General features: G+C 51.0%; 16 protein-coding genes and 1 tRNA gene. 10 read left to right on the forward strand and 7 right to left on the reverse strand.

Annotated elements, in window-relative coordinates; genetic code table 11:
• The first annotated feature begins 164 nt into the window (after positions 1-164).
• A complete protein-coding gene (locus A8707_RS12160; RefSeq protein ID WP_068817333.1) occupies positions 165-476 on the forward strand; it encodes a 2TM domain-containing protein in 312 nt (103 codons plus the stop codon).
• A 66-nt stretch (positions 477-542) separates the two neighbouring features.
• The gene (locus A8707_RS12165; RefSeq protein ID WP_068817335.1) at positions 543-851 is read left to right on the forward strand and encodes a DUF3181 family protein; all 309 of its coding nucleotides are present in this window, start codon (positions 543-545) and stop codon (positions 849-851) included.
• 174 nt (positions 852-1,025) lie between these two features.
• Here A8707_RS12165 and A8707_RS12170 read toward each other — a convergent pair whose 3' ends face one another.
• Positions 1,026-3,641, reverse strand: a complete 2,616-nt coding sequence (locus A8707_RS12170; protein WP_068817337.1) for a DUF3536 domain-containing protein — start codon at positions 3,639-3,641, stop codon at positions 1,026-1,028.
• Positions 3,642-4,480: 839 nt separating this feature from the next.
• Between A8707_RS12170 and cax the strand changes: the two genes are divergently transcribed.
• A complete protein-coding gene (cax, locus tag A8707_RS12175; protein ID WP_068817339.1) occupies positions 4,481-5,599 on the forward strand; it encodes a calcium/proton exchanger in 1,119 nt (372 codons plus the stop codon).
• Here the strand turns inward: cax and trmFO are convergent.
• Positions 5,596-6,981, reverse strand: a complete 1,386-nt coding sequence (gene trmFO / locus A8707_RS12180) for an FADH(2)-oxidizing methylenetetrahydrofolate--tRNA-(uracil(54)-C(5))-methyltransferase TrmFO (protein WP_068817341.1) — start codon at positions 6,979-6,981, stop codon at positions 5,596-5,598. The genes cax and trmFO overlap by 4 nt on opposite strands.
• Before the next feature lie 139 nt (positions 6,982-7,120).
• On the opposite strand from trmFO, the gene hisH reads away from it, so the two are divergent.
• Together hisH and rsmD are read left to right on the forward strand one after the other, a co-directional pair.
• Positions 7,121-7,768: an imidazole glycerol phosphate synthase subunit HisH gene (gene hisH / locus A8707_RS12185; RefSeq protein ID WP_068817344.1), complete on the forward strand. Its 648-nt coding sequence runs from the start codon at positions 7,121-7,123 to the stop codon at positions 7,766-7,768.
• The gene (gene rsmD / locus A8707_RS12190; RefSeq protein WP_068817347.1) at positions 7,765-8,316 is read left to right on the forward strand and encodes a 16S rRNA (guanine(966)-N(2))-methyltransferase RsmD; all 552 of its coding nucleotides are present in this window, start codon (positions 7,765-7,767) and stop codon (positions 8,314-8,316) included. The genes hisH and rsmD overlap by 4 nt, the downstream gene beginning before the upstream one ends.
• On the opposite strand, the gene moaC is transcribed toward rsmD, so the two are convergent.
• Complete coding sequence (gene moaC / locus A8707_RS12195) at positions 8,313-8,849, reverse strand: cyclic pyranopterin monophosphate synthase MoaC (protein WP_197484747.1); 537 nt, start codon at positions 8,847-8,849, stop codon at positions 8,313-8,315. The genes rsmD and moaC overlap by 4 nt on opposite strands.
• 39 nt (positions 8,850-8,888) lie before the next feature.
• On the opposite strand from moaC, the gene A8707_RS12200 reads away from it, so the two are divergent.
• A tRNA-Arg gene (locus A8707_RS12200) sits at positions 8,889-8,962 on the forward strand.
• 119 nt (positions 8,963-9,081) lie between these two features.
• Here the strand turns inward: A8707_RS12200 and A8707_RS12205 are convergent.
• Positions 9,082-9,708: a hypothetical protein gene (locus A8707_RS12205; RefSeq protein WP_231948035.1), complete on the reverse strand. Its 627-nt coding sequence runs from the start codon at positions 9,706-9,708 to the stop codon at positions 9,082-9,084.
• A gap of 302 nt (positions 9,709-10,010) precedes the next feature.
• Between A8707_RS12205 and A8707_RS12210 the strand changes: the two genes are divergently transcribed.
• Positions 10,011-11,123, forward strand: coding sequence for a tetratricopeptide repeat protein (locus A8707_RS12210; RefSeq protein ID WP_068817351.1), 1,113 nt, complete (start codon positions 10,011-10,013; stop codon positions 11,121-11,123).
• Here A8707_RS12210 and ispD read toward each other — a convergent pair.
• On the reverse strand, positions 11,086-11,829 hold the full coding sequence (gene ispD / locus A8707_RS12215; protein WP_068817431.1) for a 2-C-methyl-D-erythritol 4-phosphate cytidylyltransferase: 744 nt from the start codon (positions 11,827-11,829) through the stop codon (positions 11,086-11,088). The two genes, A8707_RS12210 and ispD, sit on opposite strands and share 38 nt — an antisense overlap.
• 173 nt (positions 11,830-12,002) lie before the next feature.
• Between ispD and A8707_RS12220 the strand changes: the two genes are divergently transcribed.
• Both A8707_RS12220 and A8707_RS12225 read left to right on the forward strand, forming a co-directional pair.
• A complete protein-coding gene (locus tag A8707_RS12220; RefSeq protein ID WP_068817353.1) occupies positions 12,003-12,965 on the forward strand; it encodes a glycosyltransferase family 9 protein in 963 nt (320 codons plus the stop codon).
• 4 nt (positions 12,966-12,969) lie between these two features.
• Positions 12,970-13,554: a D-glycero-alpha-D-manno-heptose-1,7-bisphosphate 7-phosphatase gene (locus A8707_RS12225; RefSeq protein WP_068817355.1), complete on the forward strand. Its 585-nt coding sequence runs from the start codon at positions 12,970-12,972 to the stop codon at positions 13,552-13,554.
• Here A8707_RS12225 and panB read toward each other — a convergent pair.
• Positions 13,551-14,339, reverse strand: a complete 789-nt coding sequence (gene panB, locus A8707_RS12230; RefSeq protein ID WP_068817357.1) for a 3-methyl-2-oxobutanoate hydroxymethyltransferase — start codon at positions 14,337-14,339, stop codon at positions 13,551-13,553. The two genes, A8707_RS12225 and panB, sit on opposite strands and share 4 nt — an antisense overlap.
• Positions 14,340-14,689: 350 nt before the next feature.
• On the opposite strand from panB, the gene A8707_RS12235 reads away from it, so the two are divergent.
• Positions 14,690-15,358 carry a SecDF P1 head subdomain-containing protein gene (locus tag A8707_RS12235; protein ID WP_068817359.1) on the forward strand — a complete coding sequence of 223 codons (669 nt, stop codon included), beginning with the start codon at positions 14,690-14,692 and terminating at the stop codon, positions 15,356-15,358.
• A gap of 89 nt (positions 15,359-15,447) precedes the next feature.
• Here A8707_RS12235 and A8707_RS12240 read toward each other — a convergent pair whose 3' ends face one another.
• The gene (locus A8707_RS12240) at positions 15,448-16,542 is read right to left on the reverse strand and encodes a ligand-binding sensor domain-containing protein (RefSeq protein WP_231948036.1); all 1,095 of its coding nucleotides are present in this window, start codon (positions 16,540-16,542) and stop codon (positions 15,448-15,450) included.
• Positions 16,543-16,690 lie beyond the last annotated feature (148 nt).

Here is a 16,690-nt window from a genome sequence, read left to right on the forward strand (position 1 = left end):
AGAAATGGCTGTTTCTGTCTGAATTCTAAACCTTTGCCATCGATTTGCTAACAGTCAAACAGGGTAATTTAATTATTTTTCACCCTTTATAACCTGCCCTTCTCTTTCCTCCTTTCCCGCTACCATTAGAAGTATCACAGTTTGATATTGATTAGGTTTAGTCTATGCCTCCTCGTTGGTCTCGTATTCCCGATCGTAAAGACTCTGACTATCGTCGCCTAGACGATCGCATGACTTTCGCAACCCACGTTCCGCTCTTTGCGGCGGTCAATTCTGGGATCTGGTTCTTTAAGATTTTGAATCAGACAGACTGGTCTTGGGCAGTGTGGGTAACTGGGGTCTGGGCAGCCATTCTGCTGGCTCATGGAATTTATGTGTTTGCGATCGCCGATTATTCTGACCCGGTTGTCGCGACTCCAGCCCCAGCAACAGGGTTTAAACCCAGAGAAAAATCTGCGAAATCCTCCAAAGGATAGGGGGTGTCTGGGAAGCGTTAAGTGCTAGTAATGAGTCATTCTATTGAAAACGGTTTGAATTTTGTTATGGCTGAATTAAGCACGTCTGAATCGATCGGGTCTTTGGCAGCCGACATTGGCAAAAACATCTATATTGATGTCGCAAAGTGGCACCTTTATCTGTCGGATGCCCATCTACATACCGTTCTGGCGGAAAAGCTATATCCTCTAGTCTCTGGAAAATCAGTTCAGGAAGACCAGGTGTTAGAAATCCTCCGCAACATTCCGGTTAAGTTGGGCGGCGGAAAGCGTGAGGTGCCCCTGATCGATTTGCTGCCGATGCAGTGTCAGGTCAATTTGATTGATCTCATAGAAGAGTTCCAGCGCAATCTTTAGAGGTTGGTTGGGAAGGTTTGTGGCGTTTCTGAATGCAGATATGAAATGCCCTCTTCCCCAACCCTTCTCCTAAAAGGAGAAGGGAGCCAGAACTCTTTTCCCCTCTCCTTTTGGGAGAGGGCTAGGGTGAGGGTAAAATCTGTGCTTCATCGATCGATTCAGCAACGCCCCTACTTATTGAGTCAGCGAGACGTTAACCGCCAGCTTTTGTCCTAATCGCAGCCATGGCTGTTGAGAATCTTCTCGTAACGTTGGTAGCCACTGTAAATAGAGTTCTTGAGCTTGAGCAAGGCTGAGACTGAGGTGAAGCTGTTGACCGAGATCGAGCAGCCGTTCTAAACGCTGAATTTCTCTCTCTGCCGTCTCAGAATTCACCTCCTGCAAAAGATGCCAGAGCGATCGGCGAATCAATCGTTCTAAAATCTGTTTCGCTTCGAGGGCGGTCAGATTGCAGTGTAGATGGTGGGCTTCGGTGGCGATCGCTTCTAATTCGAGCAGGTAGTTTAGACTTGCGTCGAGACGATCGCTAGCATCGCTGGTTTCTTGTTCGAGCGATCGCAGTGCCAATAACAACCGATGACTCAGGGCAATCTCCGCGGCAACCTGCAATTCTCGCGGCACGGGCAACTCATCGCGATGAAACGCCATCAGCACCCCATAATTATCTCGATAGACCTGCGTGTAAAGCTGGTCTAATCGAGTCAGAGTCTCTTGGGTTAATAGCTGCATAATCCGGTGCCGCTCTTCGGCAAACAGCGTCTGCAAATTGTAGGACTGATTGCCAAAAATCTGATTCATCACCAAGATGGTTTGCGCTGCGCTCCCTTGTTTGAGCGATCCCATCAGCGTTTCTTTAAGCGACGTATAGCCCCGTCGCCCTGCAAATGGCTGAATGCAGCAGTGAAAATCCCAACCGCCTAAGTGCAGCACGGCAAACGTGAGATGAGACGTTTCGCGAGTGATTTCTGACGTGAGTTGCAGTTGTCCGACGGCGAGAGTCAGCGATCCCATGCGCTGTAGCTGATAGTCGAGTTGATGCGCGTCATAGCAATAGATTCGCTCTTCTGGGGTGTAAGGGGTGAAGAGTGAGCTAATGGCGTAGTGAGATGCGACCTGCTCAAAGCTGATTTGGGCAGAAATTACCAGTTGACGATAAACTTCAGCCCCGTTCTTAAACGAGTCTACGTTGCTAGGTGCCAATGCCAGCCGCTTGACAAACCCCTTCTCAAGCTGCACCCCGGCGACATCTCCGGCGAGTTCTAGCGCTCTAGAGGCATAGCGAAGAATTTGCGTTCCTTCGGGGCGCGAGAGTTCTTCAAAAAACCAGCCGCAACTGGTATACATCAGCAGAGCGTGACGCTGCATTTCTAACAGTCGCAGTGCGTCGGTGCGATCGCCCAAGGTTAACTTGTGGGTTTGGTGCTGGGCTAAGAACCGATTCACGGTTGTAGAGCTACGATCGCGCATCACCTGAATGTATTCATCTCGCGCCAGCCAGGGATCGCGAAAAAATTTCTTCCCAGTGTCTTCGTAGACTTTAATTAACTGATCCCGTAGCCAGTCGAGAGCATCGCGCAACGGTCGCCGCCACTGCTGATTCCACGAGCCGCCGCCCCCGCAGCCACAGTCATCTTGCCAGCGATCGACTCCATGAGCACAACTCCAAGCGGTGACGGGCTTGAGTTCGACTTCCCAAGTGGGAGGGGTGAGGCTGAGATAGTGAGCGAAGTTTGTCACTGTCCAGCCGCGATGCGCAAACTCATCCTCGAAGGCATAGGCGAGACATTTCTCAGTCCCGGCTTTGTGATGTCCAAAAGTTTCGCCATCGGTCGCAACGGCAATTAGTTGAGCGGGACGGTGATCCCCACGCACAGCTTGACCCAATCGACTCGCCAGATTGTGAGAACTGCTGAGAGCACTGTCAAAACCCATGTCACGCGAGATCGGACCGTCGTAAAAGAAAATATCGAGATAGGGGGTCTCAGCTTCCAGGTTTTGAGAAGGCTGACTATTCTGATCTCGCTTCAGAAAGCATCGATAAGGACAGGTGGCATCGATTTGACTGCCGCCGACTTCGTTCCACTGCAGGTCAGATTCGTCGGAAGTGTCTAGAGGGCGGCAGCGCTGTGCCTGAGAGGGAGCCAGAATGATGAATCTGATGCCTTCGACGATCAGTGCTTCGACAGTTGCATAGTCAACAGCGGTTTCTGCCAGCCACATGCCTTCGGGATCGCGCCCAAAGTGCGATCGAAAGTCTTCTTTGCCCCACCGAATCTGAGTCCGCTTGTCGCGATCGTTTGCCAACGGCAGAATAATGTGATTGTAGACTTGCGCGATCGCGTTACCGTGCCCGTTGAGGCGTTCACAACTCTTGCGATCTGCCTCCAAGATGCGCTGATAGACTTCAACATCGTGTCGCTCGATCCAACTCATCAAAGTCGGACCGATATTGAAGCTCAAATATTCGTAGTTGTTGACGATTTTGACGATATCGCCCCGATCGTTGAGCACTCGTGCAAAGGCATTCGGGCGATAGCATTCGTGATGGATTCGCTCGTTCCAATTGTGAAAGGGAGCGGCGCTGGGCTGACGCTCGATCGCGTCCAAATAAGGATTCTCGCGGGGAGGCTGATAGAAGTGTCCGTGAACGGTGACGTAAACTCCGATCCCCGTCTTGAGAGAATTTTGCCTGTCGGGTAGCGCTAGCGGTTTATGGGCGGCGGTAAACTCATTCTCAGCGTTTTGGGGATCAGTGCCAACTTGACTGTATGGAGTAGCATCGAGCGTCATAAAAATACTCTCAAGATGAAGGGACATGACGCGATCAAACGTCTAGGCAACCCGTGATTCTATCGGGGTCGAAACGATCGAGTCATAGAAGTTTTCAAAGAATTTGTTGGCGATGCTGTCGAAAATTTGCCTCGCTGTGAGGCAGCGTTTGTATCGGATAAGTCTTTTTTGGGCAAGATTGCAAACATTCCAAACCGTTTAAGCAGGGTTCTAAAAGTGGGATATCTCACCCTGAGTAGGCAGATGAGATTAACTGTGGAAGAAGCATTTCGGCTCTGATCAACGCTCAAAGCCAGAACTCCTAGGAACGAGGATTTATTAACGTGGGATGCCCAGAGGTCGCCCCCCAACCCCCAATCTGGGGGAGCCAGAGTTCAAAGTCCCCCAGATTGGGGGATTTGGGGGTGACCTTTAGGCAAGCTATCATCATGCAAGGCTGTTCAGAATACAGGTTACTTAATCCACGATCCTTAGCAGGTTGAGCGGAGTCAAAACCCATGCACACAAGTTGACTCTAGTCGCATCGGTCTACTTATAGCGGAATTGAAAAGAGACCATAATCTGGCTGAAAGCTTAACGTTGCGGGGATCAGTTCATTCTGAGGGATAACACTGTTTTATCAATGGCTCAAAAACCAACGCGCTACTTTGGAATGAAAAACTAGAGACTTGCACAATAGCTGATTGAATCGCAAATCCTATCCTGATTAAAGATTAGTTTAAGGTTTCATCCACAGATTTTGAGAAGGGTTTACAGCGTGAAATAGACCAATGCGGAGGAGTCGCAACTTGCAAGTATCCTAGAGTCTGGTTATCGCCATTCACCTACCTGTAATCTGAATGTCCGTCAAAAATCTCGTTTTCATTGGGCTACTGTGCTTTGTTCCGGTCTCGATCGCTGCCCATTTCCTTCAGTGGGGATCGCTGATTGTCTTCATCACAGCAGGGCTTGCGATTCTTCCCCTCGCGGGTTGGATGGGCACCGCAACCGAAGAACTGGCAGTCGTAGTGGGTCCAACATTGGGAGGTTTGCTCAACGCAACGTTTGGCAACGCAACGGAGTTGATTATTGCTCTGGTTGCGCTCAACGCTGGGCTGATTGGTGTCGTCAAAGCCAGCATCACCGGCTCGATTATCGGTAATCTGCTGCTAGTCATGGGACTCTCGATGTTTTTGGGCGGCTTGCGCTATAAAGAGCAGGAATTTCAGCCGATCGTGGCACGGGTCAACGCGTCGTCGATGAATCTGGCGGTGATTGCGCTACTGTTGCCCACGGCGGTGAACTACACCTCATCGGGGATCACAGACACCACGATTCAGAAACTTTCGGTTGCGGTCTCGGTGGTGCTGATTGCTGTGTATGGCTTAACGCTGTTGTTCTCAATGAAAACTCACTCCTATCTTTATGATGTGGGGATCGCTGAACAGGAGGTCGAAGAAATCGCGTCTGCAAATCTGGCTGGAGACGTGAAGGAGCACCAGATTAACGTCTGGCTGTGGGTTGGAGTGCTGTTGGCGTGTACTCTAATGGTCGCGATCGAGTCCGAACTGCTGGTCGATACGCTCGAAGTTGCCACCGCTAAGTTGGGGTTGACTTCGCTGTTTACAGGGGTGATTTTGCTACCGATCGTGGGCAATGCTGCTGAACACGCAACGGCGGTGACGGTTGCCATGAAAGGCAAGATGGATCTGTCTGTCTCGGTGGCGGTAGGATCAAGTTTGCAGATTGCGTTATTTGTGGCTCCGGTGCTGGTGATTGCGGGATGGCTGCTGAACAAGCCGATGGATTTGAACTTCAATCCATTCGAGCTGGTGGCGGTTTCGGTAGCGGTGTTGATTACCAACTCGATTAGCTCAGATGGGCGATCGAACTGGCTCGAAGGAACGCTACTCCTTGCGGCTTACCTGCTGTTGGGGTTCGCGTTTTATTTCCATCCCGTCATCGATGGAATGGGTTAAGCCTCGATCGCGGCGGACATTTCTCGGTATCGGATCTGGGATTGATGGCTCCAAGTGGCAAGGTCAGCGAGAGCACGATCGCGATAGACCCCATACCGTTCTTGCTTGTTGCGAATTTTCTGCGGCAGGGCGGGCAAAATCCCAAAGTTGGGGGGCATCGGCTGAAAGTGCTTGGGCGACGCAGAACTGATGAAGTCAAACAGCGATCCCATCATAGTCGTGACGGGAAGTGAGACGGTAGGCAACCCCAAAGCAACACGAGCCGCATTCGTGCCTGCCAGCCAACCTCCAGCCGTCGCAGCCGTATAGCCCTCAGTGCCACAGAGTTGCCCGGCGGCGAGCAAGGTCGGACGTTGTTTGAATTGCAGAGTGGCGTGCAAAAGTTCGGGAGAGTTGATAAAGGTGTTGCGGTGCATTACGCCCATGCGGACAAATTCGGCATTCTCTAAACCGGAGATCAGTTTGAACACGCGCTTCTGTTCGCCCCACTTGAGATTGGTTTGAAAGCCGACCATATTCCAAAGCTGTCCGCCTTTGTCTTCTTGACGCAATTGCACGATCGCATGAGGTCGGTGAATCTGATTTTCGGGAGCGCGGAAGTCGCCGTTGCGCGCATCAAATAAGCCGACGGGCTTAAGCGGTCCATATCGCATCGTGTCTTCGCCGCGACGTGCCATTTCCTCGATCGGCAAACACGCCTCAAAAAACTTTGCGGTTTCTCGTTCAAAATCTTTGAGTTCTGCCTGTTCCGCCTGCCCCAGTTCTCGCCAAAAGTGCAAATATTGCTCTTTGTTCATTGGGCAGTTGAGATAGGCAGCTTCTCCTCGATCGTAGCGAGATGCCAGAAATGCTTGATCAAAGTCGATCGATTCGCCGACCACGATCGGACTTGCGGCATCAAAAAAACTCAGATACTCCATGCCTGTAAATCGATGCAGATCTTCCGTCAAAGCTGGACTGGTGAGCGGTCCCGTGGTGAGAACGACGATTCCATCTGGGGGAATGTCAGGAAGCTCGCCTCGACGCAACTCGATTAAGGGATGAGTGGCGAGGGTGTCGGTCAGGTCTTTGCTGAACTGGGCACGATCGACCGCCAATGCTCCACCAGCGGGAACTTGGTGTTCGTCGGCTTTGCCAATCACGATTGAGCCTAACCGCCGCAGTTCTTCATGCAGCAACCCAGAAGCGCGATCGGTGGCTTGCGCTCCAAACGAGTTGCTGCACACCAATTCGGCTAAATGCTCACTGTGGTGGGCTGGGCTGAGTCGCTGAGGGCGCATCTCGTGCAAAATCACAGGCACGCCTGCCTGAGCGATCTGCCAAGCAGCTTCGGTGCCTGCAATTCCTCCGCCAATCACCTGAATCGGTTGCAAATCTGTCATAGTTTCTGAGCGAAATCGTTTTCTACCCTTTCTAGGATACGAGAGAGGATGAAGGAGTAGATCGGATTTATCAAAAGCTGAGGGGCGATCGACGAACCAACTACAATTTTAAAATAGTCAGCGATCGAGGGTCAAAACAATGCCAGTCATTGCAGTAGTGGATTATGACATGGGAAACCTGCACTCGGCTTGCAAAGGGCTAGAGAATGCGGGAGCGACGACTAAAATTACGGATTCTCCACGAGAGATTGAGCAAGCAGACGCGATCGTGCTTCCGGGGGTGGGTGCTTTTGATCCGGCAGTGCAGCACTTACGATCGCGCCATTTAGAAGAACCGATTAAGCAGGCGATCGCGAGTGGAAAGCCTTTTCTGGGCATTTGTCTCGGCTTACAAATTTTGTTTGACGCGAGTGAAGAAGGCACCGAACCCGGACTAGGTATCATTCCCGGCAAGGTGAAGCGATTTCGTCACGAACCTGGAATCACGATTCCGCACATGGGATGGAATCAATTAGAGTTGAGGCAACCTGACTGTGCGCTTTGGCATCAGCTTCCTGCCGATCCCTGGATGTATTTTGTCCACTCTTACTATGTCGAGCCATCTGATCCGCAGATTCGAGCCGCGACGATCACACATGGAAGTCAAACCGTCACGGCGGCAGTTGCCCATAACAATTTGATGGCAGTCCAATTTCACCCCGAAAAATCTTCGACAGGTGGGCTAAAAATTCTGTCTAATTTTGTTCAATTAGTCCTTGATCGTCAGCTACTAACCGCAAAGTTATGAGTTTGCGAATTTATGGCAATCGACTGATCAAGACTCTTCCTGGACAAGACACTCGCCCGACCTCTTCGCGAGTGCGAGAAGCCTTGTTTAACATTTGGCAAGGCACGATCGCACACTGCCGATGGCTAGATCTATGTTCTGGAAGCGGCTCAATGGGCGCAGAAGCGTTGTGTCGAGGTGCCTCTGTCGTCGTGGGAATTGAGCGATCGAGCCGTGCTTGTGCAGTCATTCAGCAAAACTGGCAGCAGGTCGCAAAACCCGATCAGGTTTTTCAGATAATGCGAGGTGAAGTGATGCAACGGTTAGACAAACTATCTGGGCAGACGTTCGATCGCGTCTATTTCGATCCGCCTTATACGAGTGGGCTATATCAGCCTGTGTTAGAAGCGATCGTTCGTCATCAGCTATTAGCCCCCCAGGGAGAACTCGCTGCCGAACACAGTCCAGGAGATTTGAGTGACGAGATTCCCGGTTTAGAGATTTGTCGTCAAAAGAGTTATGGAAACACAGCCCTGACGTTTTATCGAGCGATCGAGACTTCACATTAATCTGTAGTTTTGCGCCTGCTAACTTGATAGTCGCCTGACTTGCCTCCCGTTTTGCTCACCAAATGAATTTGCTCAATCTGAATCGATTTTTCTAGCGCTTTTGCCATGTCGTAGAGCGTCAAGGCTGCGATAGAAACCGCCGTGAGTGCCTCCATTTCGACTCCGGTTTCTGCTTTGGTCTTGACCTCGGCTCGAATCTGATATCCCGGTAAATCTGGATCGGGGGTAATCACCACTTCGACTTTTTGCAGCATCAGAGGGTGACAGAGCGGAATCAGATTTGCGGTCTGCTTGGCTGCCATGATTCCCGCTAGTCTTGCAGTCCCCAACACATCGCCTTTAGGAGCGTTGCCTGTAGCGATCGTGCTCATCGTCTCTGGCAACATTCGCACCTGCCCCACTGCCACCGCCTGCCGAACCGTCACCGACTTAGTAGACACGTCCACCATTTGCGCCTGCCCGTCAGTGTCGAGATGACTCAGAGACGGTTCAGAAATCGAATTTTCAGAAGAAATCGAAGAATTCTTTGTCATCTGGTGCGTAGTAATAGTATGATGATCTTATCAACGCAAGGGCTTGTAGCTCAGTGGACTAGAGCACGTGGCTACGGACCACGGTGTCGGGGGTTCGAATCCCTCCTAGCCCGTCATAAAGAGGAGACGTTATTAGTGCGTCTCCTCTTTTTTTGCAGAAATCCAAAAAATCCCCTTGCTTTAGACATTGGAGCAAAGGGGAGAGGACGTTGAACGGTTTGGAGTCCGGTGTTTATCGAACGGTGGTTGGTTCAACATAGGTGGTGACATTCCGAGGGCTGCGAGCGCCAACAGCAGCACCAATCAATGATGCAACTAAGCCCAGCAGCGAACCTAAGACAAACGACCAGCCACCCTTGGCTACACCGCCTGCAATGTCGCGAGTGTTTTGAGCCGTGGGGCTAGGAATCGTGGTTGGATTGACGTTGGGAATGCCAGTCTGAGGTAGAGCGCCTCCTGCAATGTTAGAAGCCGACGACGCAGCTAAACCAAACGCTCCCGTTACGCCGCTTGTGAGTAGCCATGCGCTCAAAGCAATGGTAGTTGCCCATAAGATTGCTCCATTGAGTAGCGCCGTGTTGCGATTCATCGGACCGCAAGCCCGCGCCATTACCCAGCTACCAAGAAAAAGCGAAACCAACAAGCTTATAATCGCCCACCAGGTTGCAGCTTGACCGATATCTCCTAAGTCAGTTCTAGGAGCGCCAGAGTTGGCGATCGAAGTTGCACCAATGGCAGCACCCAACGCGCTTAAAATCAGTTGAGAAGCCAGCGCGACAAAAAGACCAGAGATGATCGGACCCCAACGGACGCGATCGTGATAGTCACCAACGGGTTGAACGATAGTCTGGTCAGCCACAGGTCTATTAGCATAAGCCATATTGATTAGCTCCTCAAGGCGATAGTTTTTTGCAAAGGAATTACATTTGAGAATCAATATAAACCCTGTTCAGTTTGGGTATCTCTACCAGTGGAGTGAGTGTCAGAGTCTATCGTTAGGGTGAATTGAGCGAGGGAAGCAGCATTTCTGAGATCGTGCAATTCCCTACTTTCCTTTAGTGCGCGAGGATAATAAGCTGATAGATTGTCTTGCTGCGTGAATTGACATTAAATTCATCTCTATATAATGCAAACTGCGATTCAATCCCTTCCTCACAACTCATGATCCACAGCGCTAAAAACTCAAAGGTCTGTTGGCGATCGACGTTCATTTGCTGTCTGATCGGAGCGACTTTTACGGTGTCACCTCAAGGAGTCTATGCTCAAGCAACCAACCTTCAGAGCGGTCAGACCAAGCAGGAGCTAGATAACCTGCTCAAAAAAGGGCGTGAGCTAGTGGATGCTAAAAACTGGGCAGGTGCGCTGCCGATGTTTCAAAGAGCCGCCGCGCTGGATGAGAAAAACCCTCGAATCTTCTCTGGAATTGGCTACATCCAAGCACAGGCGGGCAACTTTCAAGAAGCGATTAGTGCCTATCAGCAAGCGATCGTGCTTGATCCCAATAATTCTGATTTTGAGTATGCCCTGGGCTTTAGTTTAGCGAGTGCTGGAAATGACCAATCGGCAGTAACAGCCTATCGACGCGCCTCTGAACTAGATGGCAAAAACTTGAACGCTCATCTCGGTTTAGGGACGGTTTTATTTCGGCAAGGTCGCCTTGATCAAGCGCTAGCAGCTTATCGAAAAGTGATTGCGATCGCACCCAAAAATGCGGAGGCATACGAAATGATCGGCTTGATGCTGCTGCAAAAAGAGCAGTTTGACCAAGGGGTCAGCGCTCTCCAACGAGCCGCAGAATTGAACCCTCGCAGCAGCAGCATTCAAATCAATTTGGGGATTGGTTGGCTGAGTCAGGGCGATCGTCAAGCTGCATTAGCTGCCTTTACCCGTGCGGTCAAACTTGATCCCAGCAATGGCAAGCTGCATCTGCAAACAGGCAAAATTCTTCAAGAAGTTGGAGACACGACTGGAGCGTTGGCAGCGTACCAACGAGCCGTTAATGTCAATTCTCAATCGATCGAGGCTCAGTTAGCGCTGGCAGATCTGGCGATCGAGCAGCAAGAATTTATTCGAGCGATCGTGGCATATCGGGAGGCAGCTCGGCTTGATCCCCAAAATGCTCGCGCTTATTATCAGTTGGGGATCGCCCTCAAAGCTCGCGGTCGTCGAACAGAAGCGATCACAGCCCTCCAAGAAGCCCAGGCGTTATATCAGCAGCAAGGCAAACCAGACGAGGCTAAGAAGGCTGAGTCTGCGCTGAAGGATTTGAGGTGAGAGTCGATCGCTGTCTGAGAATAAACTCAGCGATCGCCAAGTCTACCGGAGTCGTCACTTTTAAATTCGTTTCTTCACCTTCGACGATCTGCACGGGGAGACTGCACCGCTCAAACAGGGCGGCATCGTCGGTGACTTCCCAGCCATTCTGTCGTCCTTCTTGATGACATTTTTTAAGCAGCGGCACTGAAAAACCTTGAGGCGTTTGTGCTGCCCAAAGCTGACTGCGATTGGGCGTGCTTTCAATCAGCCCCGCGTCACCAACGACTTTAATGGTGTCCTTAATGGGGACGGCGGCGATCAATCCTGGGCAGGTTAAGACAGCTTGAGCACAGCGATCGAACAAGTCCGGCGTGGCTAAACATCGCGCTCCATCGTGAATCAGGACATGTTCGGCTTGGGGAGGAAGCGCTTGCAATCCGCTGTAGACCGATTCTTGTCGCGTCGAGCCACCCTGAATGAAGTGAACGGGCTTTGTTAGAGAAAGCTGGGTGACGATCGCCCTGAAATCATCCCAATCGCTCGGCTGCCCAATGATGCCAATCCAGCAAATTTGGCTCGAAGCGTCTGCGGCTAATAGCGTCCAGGCGAGAAGTGATTTTCCAAGCAGAGTCAGCAGCAGCTTGTTGCGGGAGGCTTTGCCTTGGCTTTGCCACGCGCTGCCCATTCGACGACCTGACCCGGCGGCTGGTATGAGTAAGTACACAAATTGTTCCTTTAACTTTAGAGTTTGGGCGTTGATTAGAATCTGGATTACACGCAATTCCTCAAGGGCTGCTCTAAAATTCAATCAATTCAAAATCCCAAAATCGTTTGACTAGGGATATCTTCCCCTAGAATAAGAGCGAATATAGCTTTAAGAAGCGTAAAGAAACGATTATGCGAATTCTTACCCTTGTCCCTGGTGGAATTGGGGATCAAATCCTATTTTTTCCGACTTTAGATGATCTGAAAAAAACCTACCCTGACGCGCAGATTGATGTTGTGGTTGAGCCGCGATCGAAAAGCGCCTATCGGGTTTCTAAGTCGGTTCATGACACGATTTTGTTTGATTTTAAGGGCAGCAATAGTTTGGCAGATTTTGGCAATCTTTTGGGGGTGATGCGCGATCGTGAATACGACATCGCCATTTCATTAGGGCAGCGCCGCGCGGTTGGGTTTCTGCTGTGGCTAACCGGGATTCCGACTCGCGTTGGCTATGGGGGCGGCGGCGGAGATCTGTTTCTGACGAATGCCGTTCGGCTCGATCAAGATCAGTATGCGGCAGCGATGTATCACGACTTGCTAAAGGGGTTGGGCATTGACAAGCCGTGTCCAGAGTTAGCGGTGAGTGTGCCTGCTAAAGATTTGGAGTGGTCAGACAACGAGCGCAAGCGGCTAGGAATTCAAAATGGCGGCTACGTGTTGATTCATGGCGGGTCGAGTCAGCTTGCCCAGATGAAAGGCATTGACAAGATTTATCCCGTCGAGAGTTGGAAAGCCATTATTCAAGATTTTCAGCAAAAGCAGCCAGATTTACCGATCGTCGTGGTCAAAGGTCCTGATGATGGTGCGTTTGTTGCCAATCTGCTGCAAGCTGCCCCCAAACTTAAAGTCACGGCTCCCAGCAATGTGGGTGAACTGGTAGCAATGATTGCTGGAGCGAGTTTGATGCTCTGTACAGACAGTGCCCCGATGCACTTAGCGGTTGCGGCTCAAACTTTTACCCTAGCGCTGTTTGGTCCGACTGATCCCGATAAACTGTTGCCGAAGAGCGATCGGGTCGTTGGCATTAAGTCTCCGACAGGGAACATGGCAGATATCTCACCGCAAACTATTCTCGCTAAAGTCTGGGGTGGCTAACGTTATGGCACGACCTGCCGTTTATCTCGATCGAGATGGCGTTCTAAATCAAGAAGCGGGATACATTCACCACGTCGAAGACCTGCACTTAATTCCGGGCGTTGCCCAAGCGGTGCGGCACCTCAATGATGCGGGGCTGTTTTGCTGTCTTGTCTCTAACCAATCAGGACCAGCGCGAGGATATTATCCCGATCGTCACGTTCAGGCACTGCACGATCGGCTGTGTCACCTGCTCGACGCCGAAGCGGGAGCGCGATTAGATGCCCTTTATTATTGTCCGCATCTTAGCCCTCCTGAAGGCGGCACTCAGGCAGAATTTACGCGCTGGACGACGTGGCGCAAGCCCAACACGGGGATGCTCGTCGCGGCTGCTTGGGAGCATGATTTGGACATCGCTCAAAGTTTTATGGTGGGTGACAAAGCCACCGATATCGATATGGCACACAACGCTGGCTGTGTAGGAGTTTTGGTGCAAACGGGATATGGAGATCGAGTCCTCAGTGGCGATTATCAACATCACGCTAAACCGGATTATATTACTGCCGATTTAGCCGTTGCCGTAGACTGGATCTTGCAAAAAAGGGGTTAGGGACTGTCAGAGGGTGGAAATTGATGCGATCGCACCTCTCCCGAATAATCTTGAACGGCTTGAGTGATCAATTCGTGCAGATTGACATAGGATTTTGCAAACGGGGGTTTCCAGGTGCCCAAACCCAACACGTCGGTCGTCACCAACACTTGACCATCACAGTGAGCGCCTGCCCCGATGCCGATCGTCGGAATCGTCAGCTTTTGAGTAATTTGCAGCGCTAAGTCAGACGGGACGTGCTCGATGACGATCGCAAATGCCCCGGCTTGTTCGAGGGCGATCGCTTCTGACAAAATGCGTTCTCCGTCTTGGGGAGATTTGCCCTGCTGCCGAAACCCTAGCTGCTGAACCGACTGTGGAGTCAGCCCGACATGCCCCATAACCGGGATTCCTGCCCGAACCAGATGGGCGACCGTCTGAGCGATCGCCGGATAGCCTCCTTCTAGTTTGACTGCCTGTGCCCCCGCTTCTTTGAGCGCCCGACCTGCGGAATGAATGGCTTGTTGAATGCTTTCTTGATAGCTGAGAAAGGGCAGATCCACGACGAGCAATGCCTGTTTGACCGCCCGACGAACAGCTTTGGCGTGGTGCAGCATTTCATCAAGGGTGACAGGCAGCGTCGTCTCGTAGCCTAACGCCACCATTGCCAGCGAATCGCCCACCAAAATCACGTCTACGCCTGACTGGTCTAAAATTTGAGCAAATATATAATCCCAGGCGGTGAGGGCAACGATCGAGCGTCCCTGCTGCTTCCACTGAATCAACTGCTGGGGCGTAACTGACATATTGGTAACGGACGGGAACGAAGGAAAGTAAGTCTATCTTACTCATCTTCGGTCATGGGTGAGAATTCAGACTGACTCTCTTAGGGCAATCGTCCAGACCGTTTTGGCAAGAAATCTACCCATCCTCTAGAGAACTGAATAGAAAAAACAATCACTCAATGGATAGCGATGGAAGAAACTGTAAAAGGTTGATGTAGACGATTTCGCAGACCAGATCCTTGGGCACAAAATGGTGCCTCTTAAGGTAATAGGAAAACGACTGACCAGAGAGTAGAGTGTAATCAAGCAAAAGATTTCTCGCTTGACGGCTCTGTTACTTCTCCACACCTGACACTGCAAATTCTTGCTTTATGGCAACCCTGCGATCGCTCCTGCTCATTGCCTCAGCGCTAGGCGTTCTGGTCAACTTGTCTGCGTGCACAGTTCCCAAAAGTTCAGAAAAGCCACCATCCACGCCCCCAGCCTCGACAGTGCAACTCGATACAACGGTTCGACGACCTAGTAAAGTTCGGCTTGACTTTCGTGAGCAGAAGCCAGGAACCGAAGCCCAATTGCAAGTCGAGCAACAAATTCGGCAAGAACTGCTCGAAAAACAGGCTGAACTCAAGCAATCTAGCAACCAGACTACGATTAGCACAAAGCGCATCTCTGAAGAAATCGCAGCCAATGAAACTGCCCTCAAACGCAGCGATGCGGCGATCGCGTCCTTGTTTGAGAAAACAGTCTTGACTGAAAAGAATTTAGCGGAAGCTTATGCAGAAACGACCTCTAACTCAAATACGTCTAGTATCGGCTTGAAATTTGATGCAGACGGAAGCAAAAAATTTACAGCACTGACAAAAAAATTAGCCGGAACTGGACGCACCATCGGCATCTTTCTGAATGAGCGTTTAGTTAGTTTCCCAACCGTCGCTTCTGAATTCGCTCAAACTGGGATTACTGGTGGAACCGCCGTGATTGCAGGAAAATTTAACGCCCAAGAAGCCAAGAGGTTAGCCGCTCAACTTAGAGGAGATTGACCCAAAGTTTCCTCTGAGCGATCTTCTAATCTCACTGCATTTGTTTAATTCAATCCTCTAGAAAGGCTCGAATTCCGTCCACAGTAATGTTAGGGGTTGCTTTTGCTGAAGGTGAAATGAGGTTGACTTTGATAGGTGCTGAGACTCACCCACGCTAACCCATCAGTGGTGCCAACCCAGAGTTTGTTTCCCGTGTTAGGAGACAGTGCGAGAATCTGACTCGACGGCAAACTGCCCACCTGACCGACGATCGCGCCATTGTAAGGATTGAGGCGAAAGAGTCCATTGTTGGTGCCAACCCAAAGGCTGCCTATGTCGTCAAAGCGGGCTGAGAGAACGTTGCGCCCTCGTAGTTGGGTCACCGATCGCTGAATTTGCGCCGATCGAGTCTTGACTTCTAGCAAGCCACCGAGGGTGCCTGCCCATAGCGATCCTCTAGAGTCGAGGGTGAGCGCTTGCACGACCCCTCCCGGAATATTTGAAATTTGATTCATCACCCGCGCACTCGCCGTATTCACCTGCACCAAGCTTTCCAGCGTTCCGACCCAAAGCTGACCGTCTGCGTCTAAACTCAACGCATTTGCACTCACTCCGGGCAAATTTTTGAGCGTCGTCATCAGCAAGCCTTGATCAGGACTAATCAGCGCTAATCCTTGGTCAGTGCCGACCCACAAATAGCCTCGCTGATCAATCAGCAGCGACAAAACCCGATTAGACGGCAGCAGGAAGTTTTGGGCAGTCACTTCATTCGTTCGGGGATCGACGCGCAAGAGTCCCTCATAGGTGCCGACCCAGATTCGTCCCACTTTGTCTTGAGCTAAGGCTCCGATCGTGCGATTTGGAATCGCGACCCGACTCAAAATTTTGCCAGTGTTGGGGTTGATTTTGGCTAAACCTTGCCACGAGCCAACCCAAAGATTGCCCTGATAATCGGGCTGAAGGGCACTCACCCGATAGTCTTCGCCGATCGATCGGTCTTCTTGCTGTCGCTGACTCGGCAGCGGAGGAGCGAGAGGAGGAGGGGCAGCCGGAACATAAGTCGGCGGTTTTTGAGGAGCGGACACAGACTGCGCGATCGTACCTTTGAAGCGAGGAGACTCTGCAACGGCAACTCCTAAAGTAGACACGCTCAACACGGCGATCGCGCTTACCCCGATTCCTAAAGACTTGAGAGAAATCGACAAATTAAACCTTCTCACAGACATTCCTCGCAGCATCGGGAGTTGAAGATTTCAAACGTCTAACTCCAGCAAATTTCATGATGCCCATGATACTGCTACAACGTCAGGAGATCACAATAATTTCGCTTGTGAACTATCAATCTGTTATCCA

This window comes from Phormidesmis priestleyi BC1401, from assembly GCF_001650195.1.
GTDB classification, from domain to species: Bacteria; Cyanobacteriota; Cyanobacteriia; order Leptolyngbyales; family Leptolyngbyaceae; genus Phormidesmis_A; species Phormidesmis_A priestleyi_B.